This is a genomic window from Agromyces sp. NPDC004153 (assembly GCF_053603635.1).
The window spans coordinates 1,505,599-1,530,892 of the sequence record NZ_JBSGFY010000001.1 but is presented as its reverse complement, the minus strand read 5'-3'; the positions used below and the strand labels follow the sequence as shown (position 1 = coordinate 1,530,892).

General features: G+C 71.5%; 20 protein-coding genes. 8 read left to right on the top strand and 12 right to left on the bottom strand.

Going from position 1 to position 25,294, the window contains the following annotated elements; all coding sequences use genetic code 11:
• Position 1 precedes the first annotated feature (1 nt).
• A complete protein-coding gene (locus tag ACWEOH_RS07070; protein WP_452029496.1) occupies positions 2 to 613 on the bottom strand; it encodes a TetR/AcrR family transcriptional regulator in 612 nt (203 codons plus the stop codon).
• Positions 614 to 709: 96 nt separating this feature from the next.
• On the opposite strand from ACWEOH_RS07070, the gene ACWEOH_RS07065 reads away from it, so the two are divergent.
• Both ACWEOH_RS07065 and ACWEOH_RS07060 read left to right on the top strand, forming a co-directional pair.
• Entirely contained in the window at positions 710 to 1,207 is a 498-nt protein-coding gene (locus ACWEOH_RS07065) for a pyridoxamine 5'-phosphate oxidase family protein (RefSeq protein ID WP_452031876.1), read from the top strand.
• 33 nt (positions 1,208 to 1,240) lie between these two features.
• On the top strand, positions 1,241 to 1,831 hold the full coding sequence (locus ACWEOH_RS07060) for a hypothetical protein (protein WP_452029494.1): 591 nt from the start codon (positions 1,241 to 1,243) through the stop codon (positions 1,829 to 1,831).
• A gap of 16 nt (positions 1,832 to 1,847) precedes the next feature.
• Here ACWEOH_RS07060 and ACWEOH_RS07055 read toward each other — a convergent pair whose 3' ends face one another.
• From ACWEOH_RS07055 to ACWEOH_RS07025, 7 genes are all read right to left on the bottom strand, one after another.
• Positions 1,848 to 3,278 carry a rhamnulokinase gene (locus tag ACWEOH_RS07055; protein ID WP_452029492.1) on the bottom strand — a complete coding sequence of 477 codons (1,431 nt, stop codon included), beginning with the start codon at positions 3,276 to 3,278 and terminating at the stop codon, positions 1,848 to 1,850.
• Entirely contained in the window at positions 3,275 to 5,311 is a 2,037-nt protein-coding gene (locus tag ACWEOH_RS07050) for a bifunctional aldolase/short-chain dehydrogenase (protein ID WP_452029490.1), read from the bottom strand. The genes ACWEOH_RS07055 and ACWEOH_RS07050 overlap by 4 nt, the downstream gene beginning before the upstream one ends.
• Positions 5,308 to 6,249, bottom strand: coding sequence for an alpha/beta hydrolase (locus ACWEOH_RS07045; RefSeq protein WP_452029488.1), 942 nt, complete (start codon positions 6,247 to 6,249; stop codon positions 5,308 to 5,310). The genes ACWEOH_RS07050 and ACWEOH_RS07045 overlap by 4 nt, the downstream gene beginning before the upstream one ends.
• Positions 6,250 to 6,384: 135 nt before the next feature.
• Positions 6,385 to 7,551: an L-rhamnose isomerase gene (gene rhaI / locus ACWEOH_RS07040; RefSeq protein ID WP_452029486.1), complete on the bottom strand. Its 1,167-nt coding sequence runs from the start codon at positions 7,549 to 7,551 to the stop codon at positions 6,385 to 6,387.
• 36 nt (positions 7,552 to 7,587) lie between these two features.
• The gene (locus ACWEOH_RS07035) at positions 7,588 to 7,968 is read right to left on the bottom strand and encodes an L-rhamnose mutarotase (protein WP_452029484.1); all 381 of its coding nucleotides are present in this window, start codon (positions 7,966 to 7,968) and stop codon (positions 7,588 to 7,590) included.
• A gap of 200 nt (positions 7,969 to 8,168) precedes the next feature.
• Entirely contained in the window at positions 8,169 to 10,835 is a 2,667-nt protein-coding gene (locus ACWEOH_RS07030; protein ID WP_452029482.1) for a family 78 glycoside hydrolase catalytic domain, read from the bottom strand.
• Between the two features lie 73 nt (positions 10,836 to 10,908).
• Positions 10,909 to 11,940 (bottom strand): LacI family DNA-binding transcriptional regulator, encoded by a 1,032-nt coding sequence (locus ACWEOH_RS07025; protein WP_452029480.1) that lies wholly within the window; start codon positions 11,938 to 11,940, stop codon positions 10,909 to 10,911.
• A 238-nt stretch (positions 11,941 to 12,178) separates the two neighbouring features.
• Between ACWEOH_RS07025 and ACWEOH_RS07020 the strand changes: the two genes are divergently transcribed.
• From ACWEOH_RS07020 to ACWEOH_RS07000, 5 genes are all read left to right on the top strand, one after another.
• Complete coding sequence (locus ACWEOH_RS07020; RefSeq protein WP_452029478.1) at positions 12,179 to 13,501, top strand: ABC transporter substrate-binding protein; 1,323 nt, start codon at positions 12,179 to 12,181, stop codon at positions 13,499 to 13,501.
• A gap of 149 nt (positions 13,502 to 13,650) precedes the next feature.
• Positions 13,651 to 14,505 carry a carbohydrate ABC transporter permease gene (locus ACWEOH_RS07015; RefSeq protein ID WP_238476247.1) on the top strand — a complete coding sequence of 285 codons (855 nt, stop codon included), beginning with the start codon at positions 13,651 to 13,653 and terminating at the stop codon, positions 14,503 to 14,505.
• A complete protein-coding gene (locus ACWEOH_RS07010; protein ID WP_452029476.1) occupies positions 14,502 to 15,332 on the top strand; it encodes a carbohydrate ABC transporter permease in 831 nt (276 codons plus the stop codon). Before ACWEOH_RS07015 ends, ACWEOH_RS07010 begins: the two co-directional genes overlap by 4 nt.
• Positions 15,329 to 17,482, top strand: a complete 2,154-nt coding sequence (locus tag ACWEOH_RS07005) for an alpha-L-rhamnosidase-related protein (RefSeq protein ID WP_452029474.1) — start codon at positions 15,329 to 15,331, stop codon at positions 17,480 to 17,482. Before ACWEOH_RS07010 ends, ACWEOH_RS07005 begins: the two co-directional genes overlap by 4 nt.
• A gap of 98 nt (positions 17,483 to 17,580) precedes the next feature.
• Positions 17,581 to 18,594 (top strand): LacI family DNA-binding transcriptional regulator, encoded by a 1,014-nt coding sequence (locus ACWEOH_RS07000; protein ID WP_452029472.1) that lies wholly within the window; start codon positions 17,581 to 17,583, stop codon positions 18,592 to 18,594.
• A gap of 283 nt (positions 18,595 to 18,877) precedes the next feature.
• Here the strand turns inward: ACWEOH_RS07000 and ACWEOH_RS06995 are convergent, their stop codons facing one another.
• Positions 18,878 to 20,134: an FAD-binding protein gene (locus ACWEOH_RS06995; RefSeq protein WP_452029470.1), complete on the bottom strand. Its 1,257-nt coding sequence runs from the start codon at positions 20,132 to 20,134 to the stop codon at positions 18,878 to 18,880.
• A 204-nt stretch (positions 20,135 to 20,338) separates the two neighbouring features.
• Positions 20,339 to 21,979, bottom strand: coding sequence for a M20/M25/M40 family metallo-hydrolase (locus tag ACWEOH_RS06990; RefSeq protein WP_452029468.1), 1,641 nt, complete (start codon positions 21,977 to 21,979; stop codon positions 20,339 to 20,341).
• A gap of 153 nt (positions 21,980 to 22,132) precedes the next feature.
• Here ACWEOH_RS06990 and ACWEOH_RS06985 point away from each other — a divergent pair, with 153 nt between their 5' ends.
• Positions 22,133 to 23,380 carry an RNA polymerase sigma factor gene (locus ACWEOH_RS06985; RefSeq protein WP_452029466.1) on the top strand — a complete coding sequence of 416 codons (1,248 nt, stop codon included), beginning with the start codon at positions 22,133 to 22,135 and terminating at the stop codon, positions 23,378 to 23,380.
• On the opposite strand, the gene ACWEOH_RS06980 is transcribed toward ACWEOH_RS06985, so the two are convergent.
• Together ACWEOH_RS06980 and ACWEOH_RS06975 are read right to left on the bottom strand one after the other, a co-directional pair.
• A complete protein-coding gene (locus ACWEOH_RS06980) occupies positions 23,330 to 24,838 on the bottom strand; it encodes an MFS transporter (RefSeq protein WP_452029465.1) in 1,509 nt (502 codons plus the stop codon). The two genes, ACWEOH_RS06985 and ACWEOH_RS06980, sit on opposite strands and share 51 nt — an antisense overlap.
• Before the next feature lie 5 nt (positions 24,839 to 24,843).
• A complete protein-coding gene (locus tag ACWEOH_RS06975) occupies positions 24,844 to 25,266 on the bottom strand; it encodes a MarR family winged helix-turn-helix transcriptional regulator (RefSeq protein ID WP_452029463.1) in 423 nt (140 codons plus the stop codon).
• Positions 25,267 to 25,294: the final 28 nt, after the last annotated feature.

Genomic DNA, 25,294 nt, shown 5'->3' with positions numbered 1-25,294 from the left:
CTCACGGCAGCTGCTCCACCTGGGCGCGGACGATGCCCTCGACGATGCGGGCCGTGTCGTCGGGCGAGCGGACGATCTCGTGGAAGCCGTGCAGCAGCCCGTCGATCGCGAGCGAGGCGATGCCGTGGCACATCGCGCAGATCTGGAGGAACGCGGTCTCGACATCGCCGCCGATGGCGCCCGAGCGGTGCACGTCGACGACGAGTTCGCGGAGGCAGTCGAGTGCGGTGATCCGCACGCGGTCGAGGGTGTCGTCGTCGGGCGAGGTCGACGGCGTGCGGAACATCGCGTCGTAGTGCGCGGGGTGGCGTTGCGCGAAGGCCACGTACTCGAGCGAGTCGGCGATGAGGCGCTCGCGACCGGGCAGGTGCGCGGCGCGTTCCTGGGCGCTGCCAAGGTCCTCCATGAGCAGGTCGAGGCCCTCGAGCGCGAGGGCTCGGATCATCCCCTCGCGGCTGCCGAAGAAGTGGGTCGGCGCCGCATGCGAGAGCCCGGCGCGGCGTGCGACCTCGCGGAGCCCGACGTTGCTCACGCCCTGCTCCCGGGCGAGCTCCTCCAAAGCTCGAAGCAGCGCCGAACGTCCCGATGCGCCGGTGGTCGCCGTGTCCGTCATCCGATGTCCTCTCGCGAAGCCCTTGACATTGTCAAGTTGAGCGTCGTAGCCTACTTGACATCGTAAAGCCTTGACAATGTAAAGCGGGTGATCGGAATGGTCGACATCACGAGCGAGGCCGTCTGGGACGCCATCGCCGGTGAGAACTTCATGGTGATCGGCATGGTGTCGGCGCGCGGCGAGGCGCGCACGGCCGGCGTCATGCACCACGTGCACGAGGGGCGGTTGTGGTTCACGACGAACGACCGCGAGTGGAAGGCGCGGCACATCGCCGCGAATCCGTCGGTGTCGGTGACCGTGCCGATCGCTAAGCGGGTCCCGTTCATGCCGTGGATCAAGATCCCGGCGGCGACCATCACGTTCTGCGGCGACGCCGAGACCGTGCCCGCCGCCGACCTTCCGCCCGTCGTGAGCGAGGCGCTCCTCCACGGGCTCGAGGTGACCGACGGCGGCGAGCGAGGAGCCCTCGTGGGGGTGGGGGTCCGTCCGCGCGGCGACTTCGTGACCTACGGCGTGGGCGTCTCGGTGCTCGGGATGCGCGACACCGAGCAGGCGCGCGGGCGGGCGCCCGCCGCAGCATTCGTCATGGCCTGAGCGGCCGGCGCCCCGGCTGCTACCGTGGCCGCCATGGACGAGGCCGCTGCAGCCGACGACCGAGGCGACCGCGAGCGAGTGCGCGGACGCGGGCCCGGCAGACCGCCGGGCCTTCCGCCCGACCATCCCGACCGGCCCACCGAGGAGCGGGCCGAGGCTCTGAAGGAACGCGTCTACGCCACCTTCACGGGCCTCGCGATCGTGCTCGTGCAGATCAACAACGTCGAGCACATCACGGCGACGCGCGCGACGCTCACCCTGCTCGTCGGGATCGTCGCGATCTCGGCGGCGGGCTTCGTGGCGGAGGTCATCGCGCACCTCGCGGTGCACCAGGCGTTCCCCGACGGCGGCCAGCTCGGACGCATGGCGCGCGTCTCGGGGTCGGCGATCGCGTCGGCGGGCGTGCCGCTCATCCTGCTCGTGCTCGCGGTGCTCGGGGTGTTCCAGCTCGAGGGAGCCCTGCGCGCGGCATCCATCGTCTACCTCGTGACGCTCGGCCTCATCGGCTGGTTCGCCGTGCGTCGCACGCACGTGTCGTGGTGGAAGCAGCTCGTCGCGCTCGGGATCCTGCTCGCGCTCGGCGCCGGCGTGATCGGCCTGCAGCAGCTCGCGCACGGGCACTGATCGCCGAACGGCCCGGTCAGCGCGCCGACGGCTCGTAGCGGACGGGCTGGAACGACGCCGCCACGAGCGTGCGCAGCGACTCGAGGTCGGCCCCGGCGAAGCCGGCTGCGCGAGCCTGCACGAGCACGTTGCCGACCGCGGTCGCCTCGACCGGGCCCGCGAGCACGGGGATGCCCGACCGGTCGGCCGTGCGCCGGCAGAGCAGCTCGTTGAGCGCGCCGCCGCCGACGACGTGGATCGTCTCGACGTCGACGCCCGAGAGGATCGACGCCGTGCGCACCGCGTCCGCGAACGCCTCGGCGAGGCTCTCGATGATCGAGCGGGCGAACTCGGCGCGACTCTGCGGTGCGGGTACGCCGCGCTCGGCGCACCACTCCGCGATGCGCCCGGGCAGGTCGCCCGGGGCGAGGAACGACGGGTCGTTCGCGTCGAACACTTCGACGTCGGTCGTGACCGCGGCCGCCTGCGCGAGCAGCTCGGGCAGGTCGATCGTCGATCCGTCGCGCTCCCACCAGCGCACCGACTCCGACAACAGCCAGAGCCCCATCACGTTGTGCAGGAAGCGCACGCGTCCGTCTACGCCGCCCTCGTTCGTGAAGTTGGCCTCGCGCGCGGCATCCGTGGTCACCGGCTGCTCGAGCTCGACGCCGACGAGGCCCCACGTGCCGCACGAGATGTAGGCGGCGGACTCGGGACGCATCGGCACGGCGACGACCGCCGACGCGGTGTCGTGCGAGCCGACCGCGACCACCTCGACGCCCGCCGGGGCGCCCAGCTCGGCCGCGACGTCGGGCCGCAGGCCCCCGAGCGATGCACCCGGCGAGACGAGGCGGGGCAGCACGGATGCCTCCAGCCCGAGCCGCTCCATGAGCTGGTAGTCCCACTCGCCCGTCTCCACCCCGACGAGGCCGGTCGTCGACGCGTTCGTCAGCTCGGCGACGCGCGTGCCCGTGAGCTGGAAGCCGATGAGGTCGGGGATGAGGAGCATCGAGTCGGCGAGGCCGAGCAGTCCGCCCGACTGCTCGGCGGCGAGCTGGTACACCGTGTTGAACGGCAGGAACTGCAGGCCGTTGCGGCGGTAGAGCTCCTCGAACGGCACGACGGCGTGGACCCGCTCGACCGCGCGCTCGTTGCGGTCGTCGCGGTAGTGGAACGGCTCGCCGAGCAGCCGGTCGCCGCGGAGCAGGCCGTAGTCGACCGCCCAGGAGTCGACGCCGATCGACGCGACGCCGGGATCGCGGCGGAACGCGTCGGCGAGCCCGCGGGTGAGGTCCCGGTAGAGGCCGGTGAGGTCCCAGTGCAGGCCCGACGCGAGCCGCACGGGCCCGTTCGGGAACCGGGCGACTTGGTCGAGCTCGAGCCGGCCCGCCGCGGCGTCGACGTGGCCGACGATGACGCGTCCGCTCGTCGCGCCGAGGTCGACCGCGGCGACCGACCCGCCGGTCATCGCAGGAAGGCCGCGGCCACGCCCGCGTCGACCGGGATGTGCAGGCCGGTGGTGTGGCTCAGCTCGGGGCCGGTGAGCACGAACACCGCGTTCGCGACGTGCTCGGGGAGCACCTCGCGCTTGAGGATCGTGCGCTGGGCGTAGAACTTGCCGAGGTCCTCCTCCTCGATGCCGTAGGTCTTCGCGCGGTTCGCACCCCAGCCCGAGGCGAAGATGCCCGAGCCACGCACGACGCCGTCGGGGTTGATGCCGTTGACCTTGATGCCGTACTCGCCGAGCTCGACCGCGAGCAGGCGCACCTGGTGCGCCTGGTCGGCCTTCGTCGCCGAGTAGGCGATGTTGTTCGGGCCTGCGAACACCGAGTTCTTCGACGAGATGTAGATGATGTCGCCGCCGAGGCCCTGCTCGATGAGCACCTTCGCCGCGGCCTTCGACACGAGGAACGAGCCCTTGGCCATGACGTCGTGCTGCAGGTCCCAGTCCGCCTCGGTGGTCTCGAGGAGCGGCTTCGACAGCGACAGGCCGGCGTTGTTCACCACGAGGTCGAGGCCGCCGAAGGCGAGCACCGCGTCGTCGATCGCGCGCTGGATCGCCGCGGCATCCGTCACGTTCGCCTGCACGCCGATCGCGACATCCGTGTTGCCGAGCTCGGCTGCTGCGGCCTGCGCCTTCTCGAGGTCGAGGTCGGCGATGACGACGCAGGCGCCCTCCGCGGCGAGGCGGGTGGCAATGGCCTTGCCGATGCCGGATGCCGCGCCGGTCACGAGCGCGATGCGGGTCGCGTGCGTCTTCGGCTTCGGCATGCGCTGGAGCTTGGCCTCCTCGAGCGCCCAGTACTCGATGCGGAACTTCTCTTCGTCGGAGATCGGCGCGTACGTCGAGAGCGACTCGGCGCCGCGCATCACGTTGATGGCATTCACGTAGAACTCGCCCGCGACGCGTGCGGTCTGCTTGTTCGCGCCGAACGAGAACATGCCCACGCCCGGCACGAGCACGATCGCCGGGTCGGCGCCGCGGATCGCGGGGGACTCGGGCGTCGCGTACGCGTCGTAGTACGCCTGGTAGTCGGCGCGGTACTGCTCGTGCAGCTCCTTCAGGCGCGCGATGGAGCCCTCGATCGACGCGTCGGCCGGGAGGTCGAGCACGAGCGGCTTGACCTTGGTGCGCAGGAAGTGGTCGGGGCAGCTCGTGCCGAGCGCGGCGAGCGGGGCGAGCTGCTCGCGGCTCAGGAACTCGAGCACCACGTCGGCGTCGGTGAAGTGGCCCACCTGCGGCCGGTCGTACGACGCGAGCCCGCGGATCGTCGGCGCGAGCGCGGCGGCCTTCGCGCGGCGCTCGGCCTCGGGCAGCGGCTCGTAGCCGGGCACCACCGCCCCGAACGGGTCGGCCTTGCCGTGCTCGGCGATGTAGGCGGCGGCGGTGTCGATGATCCAGAGCGAGTTGCGCTCGGATTCCTCGGACGTGTCGCCCCATGCGGTGATGCCGTGGCCGCCGAGGATGCAGCCGATCGCCTGCGGGTTCTGCGACTTGATCTCGGCGATGTCGAGGCCGAGCTGGAAGCCCGGGCGACGCCACGGCACCCATACCACCCTGTTACCGAAGATCGTACTCGTGAGCGCCTCGCCGTCGGCCGCCGTCGCGATCGCGATGCCCGAGTCGGGGTGCAGGTGGTCGACGTGCGCCGCATCGACGAGGCCGTGCATGGCCGTGTCGATCGACGGCGCCGCGCCGCCCTTGCCGTGGAGCGTGTAGTCGAAGGCGGCGACCATCTCGTCCTCGCGCTCGACGCCCGGGTACACCTCCACGAGGTCGCGGAGCCGGTCGAGGCGCAGCACCGCGAGCCCCGACTCCTTCAACGTGCCGAGGTCGCCGCCCGAGCCCTTCACCCAGAGCAGCTCGACGGGCTCGCCCGTGACCGGATCGGTCTCGGTGCCCTTCGCCGACGTGTTGCCGCCGGCGTAGTTCGTGTTCTTCGGGTCGGCGCCGAGGCGGTTCGACCGCGCGATGAGGTCGGCAGCTGCCTGGTTCGTCATGGGGTGATTCCTTCGGTGATGCGGAGGGTGGTCCGGTGGTGGGTCGCGAGCCACGCGATCCAGAGCACCACGCGCTCGATCGAGGCGGATGCCGCGGGCTCGTCGGGTCGGTTCAGGTGGCCGTGCTGGGTGCCGGGCTCGACGAGGAGGTCGACGGGGACGCCCGCGGTCGCGAGCGTCGTGGCGAACAGCTCGCCCGAGACGCGGAGCTCGTCGGCTTCGTCGTTGACCATGAGCACCGGCGGGAAGCCGATGAGGTCGGATGCCTCGGCGCGGCCCGGCACGGCGGGCAGCGGCGCGTCGTCGACGGGCCCGCCGAGGTAGGCCTCGTACATCGCGAGTACGGCGGCCGGGAAGAAGCGGTCGGCGGCCGGGTTCGCGTCGAGGAGCGCTCGCAGCGCGGCATCCGGCGCCGGCTGCACGGCGAGCAGCGTGGGGTAGGCGAGGAACACGCCGGACGGCATCGTCCGTCGAGTAGGCCGCGAAGCAGCCGAATCGCGACGTGGCCCCGGGTCTCGATACGCGTCGCCTTCGGCGGCGCTACTCGACCACCGATGGGGATCCAGCAGCCGCAGCACTGCTCCGGTCACGAGGCTGGCGCCCGCGCTCGCGCCGCCGATCGCGATGCGCGACGGGTCGAGGGCCAGCTCGTCGGCATGGTCGAGCGTCCAGGTCCAGGCCGCGAGCACGTCGTCGGAGCCGGCAGGGTATCGTCCGGAGCCGTCGCCGACCAGGCGGTAGTCGATCGAGACGACCGTGATGCCGCGGGCGGCGAGCGCGCGCGCGACCCAGTCCGCCTCGGGCATGTCGAGGTCGCCCGCGACGAAGCCGCCGCCGTGCGCCCAGACGAGCCCCGGCACCGGACGGAGCGCCGCGGCATCCGCCGGGTACACCCGGACGAGGCCGTCGGCCGCGCCGCAGGGCGTCTGCTGCGTCATCCGCTCGCTCCTCTCGTGGCTGTCGTGACTGGATGCGTTTCGCGGTCTGCCGGAGACGTCAGCCAACGCTGGCGCGTCGTCTGACTCCTGCTCCGCCTTTCGTGAGGAAGCGCGTCGCTTCGCGCCGCGCTGACCTCACGCCCCCCACCCGGCCTGCACGCCGCCGACGCGGTCGGCCGCGATCTGCTGCAGGTACCCGGATGCCGCGAACGCCGCCATCGGGTCGGCGGGCAGGCCGCGCGACTCGCGCCACTCGGCGAGGGCCGGACGCACGTCGGTGTAGAACGCGTCCATGAAGATGCGGTTCGCCTCGAGCACGTCGCCAGACACCTGCGCGGCGCGCAGCGCCTCGGTGTCGACGAGCAGCGCCCGGGCGGTCATCTCCTGCACGTTGAGCACGCTGCGGATCTGGCCGGGGATCTTGTCCTCGACGTTGTGGCACTGGTCGAGCATGAACGCGACGTCGGGGTGGTTGAAGCCGCCGCCGCGGATCACCTCGAAGATGATGCGGAACAGCTGGAACGGGTCGGCCGCGCCCACGATGAGGTCGTCGTCGGCGTAGAACCGCGAGTTGAAGTCGAACGAGCCGAGCTTGCCGAGGCGCAGCAGCTGCATGACGATGAACTCGATGTTGGTGCCCGGCGCATGGTGGCCGGTGTCCAGGCAGACCATGGCCTTGTCGCCGAGCGCGGCGACCTGGGCGTAGCTCGTTCCCCAGTCGGGGACGTCGGTGTGGTAGAACGCCGGCTCGAAGAACTTGTACTCGAGCACGAGGCGCTGGTCGTCGCCGAGTCGCGCGTAGATCTCCTGCAGCGACTCGTGCAGGCGGTCCTGGCGGCCGCGCAGGTCGGCCTGGCCCGGGTAGTTCGAGCCCTCGGCGAGCCAGATCTTCAGGTCGCGGCTGCCGGTCGCGTGCATGATGTCGATGCACTCGAAGTGGTGGTCGATGGCCTTGCGCCGCACCGCGGCATCCTCGTGCGTGAGGGCGCCGAACTTGTAGTCGTCGTCCTGGAACGTGTTCGAGTTGATGGTGCCGAGCGAGACGCCGAGGTCCTCGGCGTGCGTGCGCAGGTCGTCGTAGGAGTCGACCTTGTCCCACGGGATGTGCAGCGCCACGGTCGGTGCGAGCGCGGTGTAGCGGTGCACCTGCGCGGCATCCGCGATTTTCTCGTACGGATCGCGCGGCGTGCCCGGGGTCGCGAAGACCTTGAAGCGGGTGCCCGAGTTGCCGAACGCCCACGAGGGGAGTTCGATCGACTGGAGCTCGAGTTCGGACAGGATGGCGGCGGGAAGGGTGCTCACTGGTCGCTGCTTTCTGTGCTGGTGGTCGGTGGGAGCTCAGCGCTCGGCGTCGGCATCGGCGTCGAGCGCGGCGAGCTGGTCCTCGAGGTGGAAGACCTCGGGAAGTCGTGGTGCGCCCTGGTCGGGGCGGCCGTCGAGGGCGACGAAGAACGGCGCCATCTCGGCCTCCCAGGCGGCGGTGCGCGGGTCGGCCTCGAGCGCGGCCTGGGATGCCGCGTCGTCGTCGGTCTCGTAATAGCCGATGAGCAGGCCGTCCTCGCGGAGGAAGAGCGAGTAGTTGCGGCGGCCCGACGCCTCGATGGCCCGGAGCATGTCGGGCCAGACGGCGGCGTGGCGCTCGCGGTACTCGTCGAGCCGGGCGGCGTCGACCTGCAGCTGGAAGCAGACCCGTTCAGCTGGTCGGGGTGCTGTGCTCATCGTCGAGCTCTCCGTCTCGTGGTGCCGGTCGGTCGGTGTCCGATTCCTTATGAATCGTTTCAAGCGTAAGCGGTCGAGCGATGGTGCGCAAGTGTGGAATGCGTTTTCCATCGTATCGCCGCGTCGGCGTGCCGGCGAGTCCTCGCATGGCCCGGGACCGGCCGAGTCGGCGGCGGGCCCCGGGCCGGCGCGTCACCGCGTCATCGCGTCGGCGCGACGAGCGCGGCCGGGTCGGCGACCCGCACGGCAGTGGCGACGATCCGGTGCGAACCGGGGCCGAGTGGTGCGCTTGCGTGCGGCACGCCGTCGACCTCGACGGTCGACACGTCGGTGAGCGGCAGGTCGAGCACGGCGTCGGCGCCGAACGGCACGACGAGGTCGAGCTCGAGGTCGGTGCCGGCGAGGCGCCAGTCGACGGATGCCGCGCCGAGCCGCGTCTCCACCGACGCGCGCGCCCACGGGATCGCCGTCGACGGGTGCGGGGCGACGACGATCCGCCGGTAGCCCGGGCGCTCGGGCGTCGGTGCGAGGCCGCCGACGTAGCGGTAGATCCAGTCGACGACGGCGCCGTAGGCGTAGTGGTTGAACGAGAGCATGCCCGAGCTGTCGCCCGTGGCCATCTCACCCGAGTGGATCGAGCCGTCGGGCGCGAGCGCGTCCCACCGCTCCCACACGGTCGTCGCGCCCATCTCCACCTGGTAGAGCCACGACGGCGGCTCGAGGCGCAGCAGCATGAGGAACGCCTCGTCGACATGCCCGTGGTGCACGAGCGCGAAGAGCACGAGGGGCGTGCCGAGGAAGCCCGTGGCGATGCGGCCGCGCTCCTCGCGCACGTTGCGGGCGAGGCCCTCGGCGATGCCCTCGCGCTCGGACTCGGGTGCGATGCCGAACTCGAGCGCGATCGCGGCGCCGGTCTGCGTCTCGACGGCGTCCTCGCCCCAGCGCTCCCAGGTGTCGCGCGCGACGCGGTCGCCGAGCCGCGCGGCGGCCTCCTCGCGCGCGGGGTCGCCCACGAGCCGCTCGGCGTCGGCGAGGAGGTGCGCGCTGTGCGCGAAGAAGGCGTTCGCCACGTAGTCCGACGAGACCTTCGCCGCCCACGGCTGGTCGCCCGGGGCGTCGGGGTCGAGCCAGTCGCCGAACTGGAACTCGGTCGGCAGCAGGCCGTCGCCCGCGCGGCGCTCCAGGCTCGCGACCCAGCGGCGCATGCTGTCGAGCTGCCGCACGAGCACCTCGTCGCTGCCGTACGACTCGTAGACCGCCCACGGCACGATCGTCGCGGCATCCGCCCAGCCGGCGCGGCCCATGGTGATCCAGTTCCCGCCCGCGATCGCGTCGTCCTGGAGGATGTTCGGCACGACGGCGGCGACCGCCCCATCGGCGTCCTGGTCGAGTTCGAGGTCACGCAGCCACGACATCCAGAACGCCTCGACGTCGAAGAGCGTCGACGCGGTGGGCGCGAAGGCCTGCGCGTCGCCCGTCCAGCCGAGGCGCTCGTCGCGCTGGGGGCAGTCGGTCGGCAGCGACACGAAGTTGTCGCGCTGCGACCAGGCGACGTTCGAGTGCAGGCGGTCGAGCCGGGGGTCGGCGCTCTCGAAGGAGGAGCGCAACCGGTCGGCGCTCGAGACCGCGACGGCGGTGGCCGAGACGACCTCGCCGCCGGTCACCTCGGCGTACTGGAAGCCGTGGAAGGTGAAGGTCGGCTCGAGCGTGGTCTCGCCGTCGTCGGCGAGCACGTAGCCGTCGGCCGCCCGTGCGGTGCGCAGCGACTTCGTATGGATGGAGCCGTCGGGCTCGAGCACCTCGGCATGCCGCACCTCGATGCGGTCGCCCGCGCGGCCCCGGACGACGAGCCGCAGCCAGCCCGCGATGTTCTGGCCGGCGTCGAGGAACACGTGGCCGTCGCGCGGCTGCAGGGCGACGTCCCACTCGCCGATCGTGCGGACGCCGGTCGTGATCCGCGGTTCGACGACGGCGGTGTCGACCGCGACGGCACGTGCAGCAGCCCAGCCCGAATCGTCGAAGCCGGGCGCGTCCCAGCCGGCGGGCTCGTCGCGGAGATCGATCTCCACGCCGTCGTAGAGGCTCGCCGAGCGGATGCCGCCCACCGAGGTCGTCCACTCGGGCGACGTCGCGACGCGCACGTGCGAGCCGTCGGCGCATTCCACGTCGAGCTGCACGAGCGCGGCGAGCTCGGTGCCGTACTGCTCGGTCCCGTCGTCCCATCCGAGCCGCCCGCGGTACCAGCCGTCGCCGAGGAGCACGCCGAGGGCGTTCTCACCCGAGTGCAGCAGGTCCGTCACGTCCCAGGTGCCGAGCACCACGCGATCCTGGTACGCCGTCCAGCCGGGGGTGAGGTGCTCCTCCGTCGCGCGGCGGCCGTTGATCCGCAGCTCGCCGATTCCCCAGAACGTCGCACGGAGCCGCGCACGCACGGGCGCCGCGGGCAGCGCGACCGCGGTGCGGAGCAACATGACCGGGCCCTCCGTCGGCTGCGAGCCGCCGATCGGGCGCGCCTCGAGCGAGGCCGGGTCGACGGATGCCTCGACCACGAGGTCGTCGCTCCAGTCCGACCATCCGGCCGCGGTCGCGATGCGCACCGCGTAACGGCGCTCCTCGCCCGGCTCGAGGTGGGGACCCGGCGCGATGACGCCGATCGCGGCACCCGATGCGACCGGCTCGGCGACGCCTGCGTGCGTGCCGTGCCAGCGCACCTGGTAGCCGAGCTGGGGGGATGCCGCGTCGGCCCGCCAGGTCAGACGGAGGCCGGTGCGCGGCACGCCGAGCAGGTCATCGGGGTACTGGGACCGCAGCGCGACGACGTGCGCGCCGGGGTCGGCGGTCGTGGGGGCAGGGAGTTGCGTGGACATCCGCGTCCTTCCGTGGTGGTGCCCGGCATGAGCGGATCGAGGTCGTGCCGGCGGTTCGTGTGGTTCGGTTCGTTCAGCCGGTCGGTTCCGCCGGTGCGGGTCGGGTCGAGTCGCGCACCTTGAGCGACGGCTCGACGGAGAAGTGGATCGGCTCGGACCGGCCCTCGATGCGCTCGAGCAGCAGGCGGATCGCCCGCTCGCCCATCGCCTCGCCGGCCTGGTTCACGCTGGTGAGCGAGATGGCCGGGTAGCTGGCGATGTCGACGTCGTCGTAGCCGACCACGGAGACCTCTGCGGAGGAGAGCCCGTGCTCGCTCAGCGCTCGGAGCGCGCCGAACGCGAGCTCGTCGTTGCCGACGAAGATCGCCGTCGGCACGCGCTCGTCGAGCAGGGCCAGCGTGTCGAGGCGGGCGGCCTCCTCGTCGATCCCCGTGCGCACGACGCGGATGTCGTCGGCGAAACCGGCCGCGCGCATGTGCGCGAGGTACTGCTCGAGGCGGATCGCGTGCGGATTGCCGGACCCCGGTCGCGTGACCTCTTCGCTGCGGGTGAGGTGCACGATGCGGCGGTGTCCGAGCTCGAAGAGGTGCTCCATGACGAGTCGCGTGCCCTCGGCGTCGTCACCCGTCACGGTGTCGTAGGCCGTCGACCGGTCGTGGCGGCCGAGCATGACCACGGGCACGCGGCCGGCGAGGCGTTCGAGCCAGTCGGGGGAGACGAGCGGCGAGATCGCGACGATGCCGTCGACCTGGCGGTCCGCCAGGGCGCCGATGGCGCGCACGCCCTCCTCGCCGTCGACGTCGGCCGGCGCGATGATGAGCTGGTAGTCGGTGCCCGCCAGCGCTGCATTGGCGCCGGCGACGATCTTCGTGAAGAACGGGTTGCCGATGTGCGGCATCTCGATGCCGAGGGTGAAGCTCGATCCGCGCATGGCCCGGGCGGCGACCCGCGGGCGATAGTCGAGGGCCTCTATGGCGGCCGTGACGCGCTCCCGCATGGCGGGGCTCACGCCGTAGGCGTTGCGGATGACCTTGGAGACCGCCGCGCGCGAGACGCCGGCCTCGCGGGCCACGTCCTCGATGGTCGCTGCTCTCGTCTGCGCCACGGTCTCCCCCTCTCGCCTTCGATGGTCGGGCGTGCCGACTGGGTGTCACGATACACCGAGCCGTCGAGCGGAATAGACCGATCTACGTCAGGGCGTGGGTTCGATCGTAAATCGTTTCAAGGAATTTGTGTAGATCGGTTGACAAACTTTCTCCGACGCTCGTAACGTGGGCCACGCCACAGCACCGAGACCATCGGAGCACTCAACAGCGCAGTTGCTTTACATGGAGGTAAAGAACATGGTCCCCCGTACCCCGCGACGCTCGCTCGTCGCAATCGGCGCAGGCGGTCTCGCCCTGTCGCTCGCGCTCGCCGGATGCACCGCCGGCGGGTCCGACTCCGACGGAGGTGCGACCTCCCTGACGTTCCTCGTCGACAACGGCGAGGCGACCGTCGCCACCGCCCAGGCGCTCGTCGATGCGTTCGTGGCGGAGAATCCCGACATCAGCATCGAGGTGGAGACGCGTCCGCAGGGCGCCGACGGCGACAACGTCGTGAAGACTCGCCTCGCCACCGGGGAGATGGACGACATCTTCCAGTACAACTCCGGTTCGCTGATGCAGGCGCTGAGCCCCGACGACACCCTCGTCAACCTCGCTGACGAGGACTACGTCGGCAAGTTCGACGACCGGTTCGTACAGAGCGTCTCCACGGACAACGGCCTCTACGGCGTCCCGATGGGGCAGTCGATGGCCGGCGCCGTCATCTACAACAAGGACATCTACGAGCAGCTCGGCCTCGAGATCCCGACGACCTGGGACGAGTTCATCGCGAACAGCGAGGCGATCAAGCAGGCCGGCGTCGCGGCCCCGATCGTGCAGACGTACGGCGACACCTGGACCTCGCAGCTCTTCGTGCTCGGCGACTTCAACAACGTGCTGGCCGAGAACCCCGACTGGGCCGAGGAGTACACGAACAACGAGGCCAAGTACGTCGACGAGCCGGCGCTGGCCGGATTCGAGCACCTGCAGGAGGCGTTCGAGAAGGACCTCTTCAACGAGGACTTCGCGTCGGCGAAGTACGCCGACGGCGTCACCATGGTCGCGACCGGAGCGGGCGCGCAGTACCCGATCCTCACCTTCGCGGCCGGGCAGCTCATGACCACGAACCCCGAGGCGGCCGACGTGGTCGGTACCTTCCCGCTGCCGGGTCCGGATGCCTCGACCAACGGCCTCACGGTGTGGATGCCGACCAACACGGTCTACATCCCCAAGTCGACCGAGGGCGACAAGCTCGAAGCCGCGAAGAAGTTCCTCGAGTTCCTCACGACGCCCGAGAGCTGCGACATCCAGTCGGAGGCGAACGCCCCCCAGGGTCCGTTCGTGGTCGACGGCTGCGAGCTGCCCGACGACGTGCCGGCCATGGTCTCCGACCTGCAGCCCTACTTCGACGAGGGCAAGACCAACCTCGCGCTCGAGTTCCTCTCGCCCATCAAGGGCCCGGCGCTCGAGCAGATCACGGTCGCCGTGGGCTCGGGCATCACGTCCGCTGCTGACGGCGCCGCCCAGTACGACGAGGATGTGAAGAAGCAGGCCCAGCAGCTCGGCATCGAGGGCTGGTAACCCGCACTGATCGCCTGCGGGGTCGGGTCGCCAGGCCCGACCCCGCAGCCACACCCGGGAGATCCACCATGACCACCGCGACGGCCCAAGGCCGCACCTCGACGTCGCCGGAAGCGATCAGGAACGACGGTCCGACGAAGCGTCGGTCGATGAAGAGCCCGTATCCGACGTGGTTCTTCATCCCGGCCGGCGTGTTCTACCTCGTCCTCTTCCTCGTCCCCACCATCGCGTCGTTCTACTTCTCGCTCACCCGCTGGACGCTGTTCAGCGTCGAGTTCATCGGCTTCGACAACTTCGTGCGGTTCTTCCAGGAGCCGCAGCTCGTCCAGGGCTTCATCAACACCTTCATCTACGCGTTCCTGACCTCCGGTGCGAAGGTCGTGCTCGGGCTCCTGCTCGGCGTGTTCCTCAGCTCGCAGATCATCGCGCGCGGCTTCCTCCGGTCGGTCGTCTTCTTCCCGGTGCTCGTGAGCGTCATCGGCGTCGGCATCCTCTTCAAGGTGCTGATGGACCCGTTCGACGGCCCGATCAACGAGGGGCTCGCCGCGATCGGCATCGACGGACCCGGCTGGTACACCGACCCGTCGCTCGCGCTCGTCTCCGTCGCGATCGTCGACATCTGGGCGGGCGTCGGGCTCGCCACCCTCATCTACATCGCCGGCATGGTGGCCATCCCGCAGGAGTACTTCGAGGCGTCGAAGGTCGACGGCGCGAGCGCGTGGAGCACCTTCCGGCACATCACGCTGCCGCTCCTGCGGCCGGCGACGGTGACCGTGGTGCTGCTCTCGCTCATCGGCGGCCTTCGCCGGTTCGACCTGATCTGGACGATGACCGGGGGCGGTCCGGGGTTCTCGAGCGACGTCCTCGCGTCGGTCGTCTACAAGCAGTACCAGGCCGGATTCTTCGGTCTCTCCACCGCGGGCAACGTCGTGCTCTTCGTCGTCGTCGCGGCGATCATCTTCCCGCTGTCATGGTGGCTCAACCGCAAGGAGGACGAGCGATGAGGAACACCGTCTGGAGGTGGGGCGCCGGGAGCGTCGCCATCCTCGTCACGGTCGTCGTCTTCGTGGTGCCGTTCGCGTTCATCGTGTTCACCGCGGGCAAGACCCAGGCCGAGGCCGCCGCACTCCAGTTCACGTGGCCGACCGAATGGGTCATCTGGGACAACATCGTCACCGTGCTGCAGAATCGCGACTTCCTGCTGGTGCGCGCGTTCGTCAACAGCACCGTCCTCACGGTCTCCGCGGTCGCGATCATGGTCGTCCTCGGCGCGATGGTCGGCTACGTCCTGCAGCGGCGCAAGTCCAAGTGGAACCCCGTCGTCAACGCCTTCGTGCTCGCCGGACTGATCATCCCGCCGGCGGTCGTCCCGACGATCTGGGTGCTGCAGGGCATCGAGCTCTTCAAGTCGATCCCCGGACTCATCGCGGTCCACGTCGCCTTCGGGCTGTCGTTCTGCATCCTGCTGTTCCGCGCCTTCGTGGCGACGATCCCGCGCGAGCTCGACGAGGCCGCGATCATCGACGGTGCCGGGCCGATCAAGCTGTTCTTCCGCGTGGTCTTCCCGCTGCTGCGATCGGTGATCGTCACGGTCATCGTCGTGCAGTCGGTGGCGGTGTTCAACGACTTCGCCTACGCCCTGTACTTCGCGCCCGGCGATGAGAACGCGACCGTGCAGCTGACGACGTTCAACTACATCTCGCAGGCCGTGACCGCCGACAACCTGCTCTTCGCGAACGTGCTGATCATCACGATCCCCCCGCTGATCATGTACATCTTCTTCCAGCGGCAGATCGTCGCCGGCATGACCTCGGGCGCCGTGAAGGGGTGAACGCCGACCCCGAGCCGCCGCGCACCGCCGACGGTGTGCGGCGGTGGGTGCGGGACCGCTCGCCCCAGCCCTTCGCCGACGCCGACGTGGTGCCGCCGCCGGACGGCTCCACCTGGCTCTACGGGCCGGGCCAGTACGAGCTCGCCCTGCTGGCCCGTCTCGTCGACGAGGGCTTCGCCGCGAACCGGCACGTGCACTACCCGCGCAACCACGGGCGGGTCGCCGATCGGGTCGCGTTCACGGCGACGGCGACGGATGCCGCGACGGCCGGCCTGCGCATCGCGGGCACGCTCGTCGCCGTCACGCTCGACGGGCAGGTCGTCGAGGCGTCGGTGGTCGCGCCCGGCGGGGACGGCGGCGGATCGGTCGTCGAGCTCGCCCTGCCGCGCCCCGGCACCGAGGTGCGGATCGACGTCGCGGCGGCCGGCGGCCGGGCGCCTGCGATCGCGGTCGACCCCGGCGCACCGCTCCGGGGCTGGCGCGCGAGCGTCGACGACGGCCGGGGTGAGGAGGTCCGCCCGAGGCCCGGCGGCGACGTGCCCCCGCACGAGGCCCCGGTGGGCACGGTCGAGGTCGTCGCCCGCGGCATCCGTGGCGGGCTCGACGCCGAGGGTGCGCTCTACGACGTGGGCGCGCCCGTGCTCGGCCGGCCGGTGCTGCCGCCGGGGCCGCGGCCGGTCGTGTCCAGCGGCGAGAGCATCGCCGAGGCGCTGGCCGACCCCGGGACGCACGAGACCCGTCACGACGTGGTCGAGCTGCCCGACGGCGGGTGGACCACGCGGCATCCGCTGGGCTTCAGGTACCTCGTCGTGCGCTCGGATGCCCCGCTGCCCGAGGGAGTCGCGGTGCGCGCGTGGGTGCCCGTGGTCGAACGGCCCGGCGCGTTCGCCTGCTCCGACGACGAACTCACGCGGATCTGGGCGGCCGCGCAGTACACGCTCCGCCTGTGCATGCAGGGCCTCATGGTCGACGGCATCAAGCGCGACCGCATGCCGTGGGCCGGCGACCAGGCCCTGAGCACGCTCGCCAACGCGTTCGCGCTCGGCGAGGGCGGCGTCGTGGCCGACGGCCTGGTCGCGCTCGGCCGGCCCGAGCACGGCTACGTGAACGGCATCGCCGACTACTCGCTCTGGCAGGTCGTGAACGCCGACCTGCGCCTGCGCTGCTTCGGCGACGAGGCGTTCGCGCGGGCGGAGGCGGATCGGCTCGACCGCTTCGTGGCCGACCTCGCCGAGCATGCGGGCCACGACGGCGTGTTCCGGCCGGCCGCGCAGCGCGGCGGGTTCGTCGACTCCGGACCCGGCTCGGTGTTCCTCGACTGGGGGCTCGCGCTCGAGCACGGTCGTGACCCGGTCGCCCTGCAGATGCTCTGGTACTGGGCGCTGCGCAGCGCCGAGCGGGTCCTCGCGCGCTCGGGGCATCCGGGTGCCGATCGCTGGCACGCACTCGCCGACACGCTCGAGGCGACGCTCCGGGAGCGCGCGTGGCTCGGGCGGCACGGGCGATGGGCCGACTACCTGGATGCCCGCGAGTCTCGACGGCCTGCGCGGTACGCGAACTTCCTCGCGGTGCTCGCGGGCATGCACGACGGCGTCGACGTGCCGCCCGGCGTCACCGACGCCATCCGCGTCGGCGTCGCGGGGACCCCGTTCATGACGGCCTTCCGGCTGCGGGCGCTGCTCGCCGCCGGCGAGGCGGAGGCGGTGCTCGAGCAGGTGCGCGCCACGTGGGGCGCGATGCTCGAGCGCGGACCCGGCACGTTCTGGGAGGAGGCGACGATCGACGACGAGCCCCTCGCGATGTACGGGCGCCCGTTCGGGCGCAGCCTGTGCCACGCGTGGGCGTCGGGCCCGGCCGCCATCCTCCCCGAGGCGGTGCTCGGCCTGCGGCCGCTCGGCGACGGCTGGTCGCGGTTCGCGGTGCGGCCCGAGCTCGGCGACCTCGCGTGGGCGTCGGCCGTGGTGCCCGCCCCGAGCGGCGACATCGTCGTCGTGGCCGACGCGTCGACGGTGACCGTGCACGTGCCCGCGGGCACCGTGCTCGTGCGCGAGGGGCACGCCGTGCCCGGCCCGGCGACCGTCGAGTGGGTGCGGCCGCCTTCGGCGGACCTCGGCGGGGGAACCGACGGCGCCGCGGCATCCGCGGGATGATGCGAACGTTTCATTCGGATCGGCCCGTCGGGGGCGGGCGGGCTGCGATCATGGCTTGGGCGGGGTCCGCGCGCGCGGGCCGTCAGGGGAGGCAGCAGATGGCAGTGAGTGTCCGCGACGTGGCGGCCGCGGCATCCGTGTCGGTGGGCACGGTCTCGAACGTGCTCAACCGACCCGAGAAGGTCGCGCCCGACACCGTCGCGCGCGTCATGGCGGCGATCGACGAGCTCGGGTTCGTGCGCAACGACGCCGCGCGGCAGCTGCGGGCGGGGCGCAGCCGCAGCATCGGGCTCGTGGTGCTCGACGTGCGCAACCCGTTCTTCACCGACGTCGCGCGCGGCGCCGAGGATCGGGCGGCCGAGGACAGCATGACCATCCTGCTCGGCAACAGCGACGAGAACGTCGACCGCGAGCGCGCGTACCTCGACCTCTTCGAGGAGCAGCGCGTCCACGGCGTGCTCATCTCGCCGCTCGGCGACGACGAGACGCGGCTGCAGCGCCTGCGGGGCAGGGACACGCCCGTCGTGCTCGTCGACCGCGTCTCCGAGGACCGCACCCTCTCGTCGGTGTCGGTCGACGACGTCGTGGGCGGCGAGCTCGCCGTGCGCCACCTCATCGAGACCGGGCGCCGGCGCATCGCGTTCGTCGGCGGACCCATCACCATCCGCCAGGTGGCCGACCGACTCGAGGGCGCGCGCCGGGCGGTCGAGGCCGAGCCCGACGCGACGCTCGAGATGATCGAGACCGAGTCGCTCACCGTACTGGAGGGTCGCGCGGCGGGCGAGGCGATCCGCGAGCGCGCGGCCGACGAGCGCCCCGACGCGGTCTTCGCCGCGAACGACCTGCTCGCCATGGGCGTGCTGCAGGCGCTCAACATGCTCGGCTCGGTGCGCGTGCCCGACGATGTCGCCCTCATCGGCTACGACGACATCGACTTCGCGTCGGCGGCCGTGGTGCCGCTGTCGTCGATCCGGCAGCCCGCATCGCTCATCGGCTACACGGCGGTCGACCTGCTGCTCAAGGAGGCGGCGTCGGGCGAGGGGTTCACCGCCGAGCAGGTGGTGTTCCAGCCCGAGCTCGTGGTGCGCGACTCGACCCGGGTGCGCGCGTAGCCGACGTCCGCGCGTCGTCTGTGGTCGCCCGGCGGATCCCGACGAGGATCCACCGACGGGCGTGTCGCTCTGCGACTCCTGAAAGCAAGGACGGGCGGCCCGTCCGTGACTCCTGGAAGCAAGGACGGCGTGCACGGCGCCAGGACGTCCTTGCTTTCAGGAGCCCAGGATGTCCTTGCCTCCAGGAGTCGCGGTTTGTTCAGCCGTCGTCGAGGTCCTCAGGGCGTCGTGACGCTCAGGAGTCACGGTTCGCCTCGAGGGCGTCCGGGGCGCGGATGCCGCGTCAGCGCGCCTCGCGCACCCCGGCGCGCTCGAGGTGCGCGTTCGTGAACACGCCCTCCGGGTCGAGCCGCTCGTAGAGCGCGCGTGCGTCGGCGAGCCGGGGAACCGTGCGCTCGAGGTCCTCGCGGCCGAGCGTGTGCACCTTGCCCCAGTGCGGACGCGCGGCGAAGTCCGCCAGCGCCGACTCGATCTCGGGCAGCACGCCGAGCACCGCCTCGGGCTCGTTGGCCCACGTGAAGTGGATCGCGAACAGGCCGCGCTCGTAGGCGCCGCTCAGCCAGAGGTCGTCGGGCGCCGCCGTGCGCAGCTCGCTCACGAGCAGGTGCGGCGCGATGCGGTCGGCGAGCGCGCGCACGGCGCGCAGCGCATCGGGCGCATCGGCAGGCGCCACGAAGTACTCGCTCTGGATCTCGTCGCCGTTCGACGGCGTCGCGTCGAGGCGGAAGTGCGGCAGTCGCTCGAGCCACGGGCCGGGCACCCCGCCCTGCTCCGTCAGGTTGTCGGCGATCGCGTCGCCGATCGAGTTCGCCGAGGTCAGCAGCCGGCGAGCGCCGAGCACGTCGTCGACCACCGGGGCGTCGTCGCGGTCGAGGCGCGTCTTGACCCACAGCTGGCCGGCGGCATCACCGGCCCATCGCGTGAAGAGGCTCACGCTGTAGCCGGCGCCGGTCATCGCGGGGAGGTCCTCGAGCGCGGCATCCCAGCGCAGGTCGGTGTACACGTCCTGGCGCACGCGGTACGCGGGCTGCACGGCGAGCGTCAGCCGGACGATGATCCCGTAGGCGCCGAGCCCGACGGCCCGGCCGGCGAAGTCCGCCTCGCCGATCGCGACCCTGACGCGCTCGCCCGTCGCGTCGACGTACTCGATCGCGCGAATCGCCGTCGTGAGCACGCCGTTCCGGTCGCCCGAGCCGTGCGTGCCGGTGGCCGTGGCGCCGCCGACCGAGATGTGCGGCAGCGAGCCGAGATTGTGCAGCGCCCAGCCGCGCTCGTGCAGCCAGCGGGCGAGGATGCCGTACCGCGTGCCCGCGCCCACCTCGACCGTGCGCGCCTCCTCGTCGAGCACGAACCCGGGGTCGATGCCGGTGACCGAGACGAGCGTTCCGTCGGTGTCGGGGAGGTCGTTGAACGAATGCCGGGTGCCGAGCGCGCGGATGCGACCGCCGGCCCGCACGAGCGCCTGCACGTCCTCGATCGTGCCGGCCTGCACGATGGGCGCACGGTAGGCGTAGGTGCCCGCCCAGTTGCGTTCGGTCATGCGTCGCTCCTCCTCATCGCGCGGCGGTCGCCGGCCCTGGGCCTGCGGGCACGTGCGTGCCAGCGTACCGCCGCGGATGCCGCGTGCCGCCGTGTGCGTCGCCGCATCACGCGCCCGCGCGGTTGCGGCATCCGCTCGCCCGGCACGCAGTGGATCGGCCTCCCGCACGCGATGTGCGGGAGGCCGACCGATGGTGGGAGGGGATCAGCGCCGGAAGTGCGCGCCCATCCGCTCGCCGTGCTCCATCGCGGTCGACGAGGCCTTCGCCGTGCCGCTCACCGAGCTCGTCGACATCGCGAACGTGAGGATCGCGTGCGCCGTGGCGTCCGCCATCTCCTCGAGTCCGGTCTGGTTGACGTTGGTGATCGTGCCGCCGTACTCGAGCGCGCCGTCGTAGGCGTCGTTCAGCGCCTCGTAGAGGTCGGCGTCGGCGCCGTCAGCCACCGGGTCCATGCTGTCGCACGCCTGGTGGTAGCACGGGTCGTACGACACCGGCTGGCCGTCGAAGGTGGACAGGCCGCCGTAGAGGGCCACCTCGTCCGCCTCCTTGGCGTCCTCGGCTCCGGTGAACAGGCCGCCGGCCGGGATGCCGCGGGTGATGAACGCGTCGTAGTCCGAGCGACCGTCGAAGGCCGTCGGCTCCGAGGCGAGCTCCTGCGAGGCGAAGTACTCCTCGAAGACCCGCTCGATGTTGCCGCTGCCGGTCGGGCCCTTGATCCCGAACGCGTCGCCGTTGCCGTCGTAGACGAAGCGGCCGTAGTTCGGCGAACCGATCATGTCGAAGTTGAGGTACAGCTGGACGTCCTGCGCCTGCTTCTTGCTCAGCGAGTCGACGTAGAACTGCGAGCCGACGAGGCCGGCCTCCTCGGCGCCCCACCACGCGAAACGCACGGTGTTGCGCGGCGCGATGTCGAGCTCCGCCATCTGCAGCGCGATCTCGAGCAGGGTTGCCGAACCCGATCCGTTGTCGTTGATGCCCGGGCCGTCTGGCACGGAGTCGAGGTGGGCGCCGGCCATCACCACGCGGTCGTCACGCCCGGTCGGCGTCTCCGCGATGAGGTTCGCGGTCGGCACGTCGAGCTCGATCTCCGTCTCGGTCTCGAGGTGGATGACCACCTCGCCCTGGTCGAGCAGCGCCGCGAGGTCGTTGCCGATGGCGAACGACGTGCCGATCACCGGCAGGTCGTCGCTGAACTGGTCGCCGAGCGTCGGGTTGAGCGTCTCCTGGCGCCCCTCCTGGCCCTCGTTGAAGATGATGACGCCGGCGGCGCCGGCCTCGGCCGCATTGTGCGCCTTCACCGAGAAGTCGCACGTGCCGCGCTGGATCAGCGCGATGTTGCCGTCGGTGAAGCCGGCGAAGTCCTCGGGCTCGCAGCCGCTGTTCGACGTGCTGGCCGCCGCGCCGGGCGGCAGGACGAGGTCCACGGCTTCGAGCGGAGCGGTGACGCTGCCGCTGCCGGAGTACTCGGCGGTGAAGAAGTCCTCACCCTGCACGTAGTTCGTGGGGTTCGGTGAAACCTGTTCGAACACGGGATCGGACAGCTCGCGGAACGAGTTGAACTCGAAGGGCTGGACCGTCACCTCGTAGCCCACGGCCTCGAGCTGGGTCTGGATGAACTCGATGGACTCGTCATAACCGGGGGTGCCGCTCGCTCGCGTGCCGCCGTTGCCGTCGGCGACCGCCTGGAGTCCGGCGAGCTGCTGCATGATCTCGTCGGCGGTCACGGCGTTGCGCAGTGCGCTCGTGTCGGTCGGCACGGCCGCGTATGCCGTGCCCGTTGCGGCGAGGGTGATGGCGGCCGTGGCCGCTGCGATCCCCATCGCCGCTCTGGTGTGCTTCTTCACGGGTTCTCCCTGCTTCGTTGCAGTACCGGGACGTGGGTGCGCCCCGGCTCGCCGGCGGAATCGTGGTACGCCGACCCCGCCCAGCCGAGCATGCCTCGGCTTCGAGGTCAAGGGGTTGCAGCCGCGCGGACCGATCTGCGGCAGTCTGGTCGGATGGATCCGGCGACCGTCGAGGCGGCCATCACGTGCGTCCACCGTGAGGAGTGGGCGCGGGTCGTGGCCTCCCTCGCCCGCCGGTTCGGTGATCTCGACCTGGCGGAGGAGATGACCGCCGAGGCCTTCGCGACCGCGGTCGAGCGGTGGCCGCGCGACGGCGTGCCGCCGAATCCCGGCGGGTGGATCACGACGACGGCCACCCACAAGGCGATCGATCGGCTGCGACGGGAGGCACGGCGGGCCTCGAAGCAGCAGGAGGCGCTCATGCTCCACGACGACAGCCCGCCCGAGCCGGTCGGCGCGGTCGAGGACGACCGGCTCCGGCTGCTCTTCACCTGCTGCCACCCCTCGCTGTCGATGGAGGCACGCGTGGCGCTGACCCTGCGCATGGTCGGCGGCCTCACCGTGCCCGAGATCGCCCACGCGTTCCTGGTGCAGGAGACCACCATGGGCCAGCGCATCACCCGCGCGAAGGGCAAGATCAAGGCCGCCCGGATCCCGTACCGGGTTCCCGAGGCCGAGGACCTGCCGGCGCGAGTCGCGGGCGTCCTGGCCGTGCTCTACCTCGTCTTCAACGAGGGATACCTCGCCTCGGGCGAGGCGTCCGATCCCGTGCGTCAGGACCTCACGTCCGAGGCCATCCGGATGACGCGGCTGGTCCGTTCCCTGCTGCCCGACGACGGCGAGGTCGCCGGACTCCTCGCCGTCATGCTGCTCACCGAGGCGAGGGCCGGGGCGCGGGTCTCGGCGTCGGGCGAACTCGTGACGCTGGACGAGCAGGACCGAAGCACATGGAACCGGGCCATGCTCGCCGAGGGCCTCGTCATCGTGCGCGAGCGTCTCGCCGTCGTCGCTCGGGGCGACGCGGTGCCCGGCCGCTACCAGGTGCTCGCCGCGATCAGCGCGGTGCACACGTCGGTGCCCGACGCGCGCGACACCGACTGGTCGCAGGTCGTCGCCCTCTACGACCAGCTGGCCGCCCTCGACCCGAGCCCGATCGTCACCCTGAACCGGGCGATCGCGGTCGCCGAGCTCGAGGGCCCTGCGGCCGGTCTCGACGCGATCGATCGCCTCGGCGAGCCGCTCGACGGGTACCACGCCTTCCATGCCGCGCGCGGCGACCTGCTGCGGCGTCTCGGACGCTCGGCCGAGGCCCGCGCGGCCTACGACCGGGCGATCGACCTGGCCGGCAACTCAGCGGAGCGGGCGTACCTCATCCGGCGCCGCGGACAGCTCGCGGGGTAGGGCCGGCGGATGCCGCGGGGCGGCGACATGCCGCGACGGGTCGTGCTGCGACGGCGCGTGGTTCGTCGCCTCGCGCTCGGCGTGCGGATGCCGCGGCAGCGCGATGGGCGACGTGAGCGCCACCTGCTCGGAGAAGTCCTCGGGCACGGGCCGCGGCTCGGCGCGCACGACGTGCACGGGCCGCGTCGGGACGACCGCGATGGCCGCCGTCGGGGCATCCGCGAACTGCAGCACGGGCCGCCACCTGACCTGCGGATGCCGCGCCAGGTGCATGCCCCGGGCGAACACGAGCCAGCCCACGCCGATGAGCGCGGCGACGCCCGCGGCGATCGCGGCCACGCCGAGCGCCCAGCGGGGGCCCCACTCCACGGCGACGGCGCCCACGATGGGCGCGCCCACGGGCGTGCCGCCCACGAGGATCGCCATGTACAGCGCCATGACCCGGCCGCGGAGGTCGGGCTCGGTGGTGGTCTGCACGTAGCCGTTCGCGGTCGTGAGGATCGTCACCGCGCCGAAGCCGATGAGGATGGTCGAGGCGGCGAACGTCCAGAACGTGGGCATGAGCGCCGCGACCAGGGCGGCGACGCCGAAGAACCCCGACGCGAGGATGATCACGCGCATTCGCGCTCGCTCGCGCCGGGCGGCGAGCAGCGCTCCCGTGAGCGAGCCGATCGCGATGATCGAGTTGAGGAGGCCGTACTCGCCGGCGCCGCGCCCGAACTCGACCGCCATGGTCGACGAGAAGATCGGGAAGTTCATGCCGAACGCTCCGATGATGAAGACGATCACGAACACGATCACGAGGTCGGGACGGCCGGCGACGTAGCGGAACCCGGCGACGAACTGGCCGCGTGAGCTCGCCCGCGGCATCCGTCGCAGCTTCATGTCGCGCAGCAGCCGGAGTGCGACGAGCACCGCGAGGAACGTCGCGGCATTGATGACGAAGACCCAGCCCGAGCCGACGAGCACGATGAGCAGGCCCGCCACGGCCGGGCCGATCATGCGCGCCGCGTTGAACGACGCCGAGTTGAGCGCGACCGCGTTGGACATGTCGGAGCCCGAGACGAGGTCGGCGACGAAGGTCTGGCGCGCCGGGGTGTCGACGGCGTTGACGATGCCGAGCGCGAGGGCGAAGCCGTAGAGGTGCCAGAGCTCCGCGTGGCCGAGGATGAGGAGGAGCCCCAGCGCCAGGCCGAGGAGCATGAGGCAGCTCTGGGTGACCATGAGGATCCTGCGCCGCTCGAACCGGTCGGCGATGAGGCCGGTGATGGGCACGAGCAGCAGCTGCGGGGCGAATTGCAGCGCCATGGTGATGCCCACGGCGAGGGCGTCGTTCGCGGTGAGCTCGGTGAGGACCACCCAGTTCTGGGCGGTGGCCTGCATCCAGGCGCCGATGTTGGAGACGAGTGCGCCGACGAACCAGATTCGGTAGTCGGCGCTGGCGAGGGATCGGAACATGGCACTCACAGGGTGGCGAGTCCTCCCATCAGTTCGGCGGCACGGGCGAGCACCTCACGGTCCTCCCGGGAGAGCTCGCGAAGGCGCGTGGTGAGCCATGCGTCGCGCTTGGAGATGGTCTCCTTGACGACGACGCGGCCGGCCTCGGTGAGGGCGATGTTGACCTTGCGACGGTCGACGTCGTCGGCCACCCGGGTCACGTGGCCGCCCTCCTCGAGGCAGTTGACGGTGCGGTTCATGGACGGCGCCGAGACGCGCTCTCGCTCGGCGAGCTGGCCGAGCGTCTGCGTGCCGTTGCGGTACAGGTTGCCGAGCACCGCGATCTGGCCGTCGGAGAGGGCCTCGTCGGACTTCTCGGCGCGGATCCTCCGGCTCAGCCGGAAGGTCGCCAGGCGCAGCTCGCTGCTCTGCTCTGCGATCGTGGCCATGGATCCTTAGCCTAGCTCATTAGCCTTG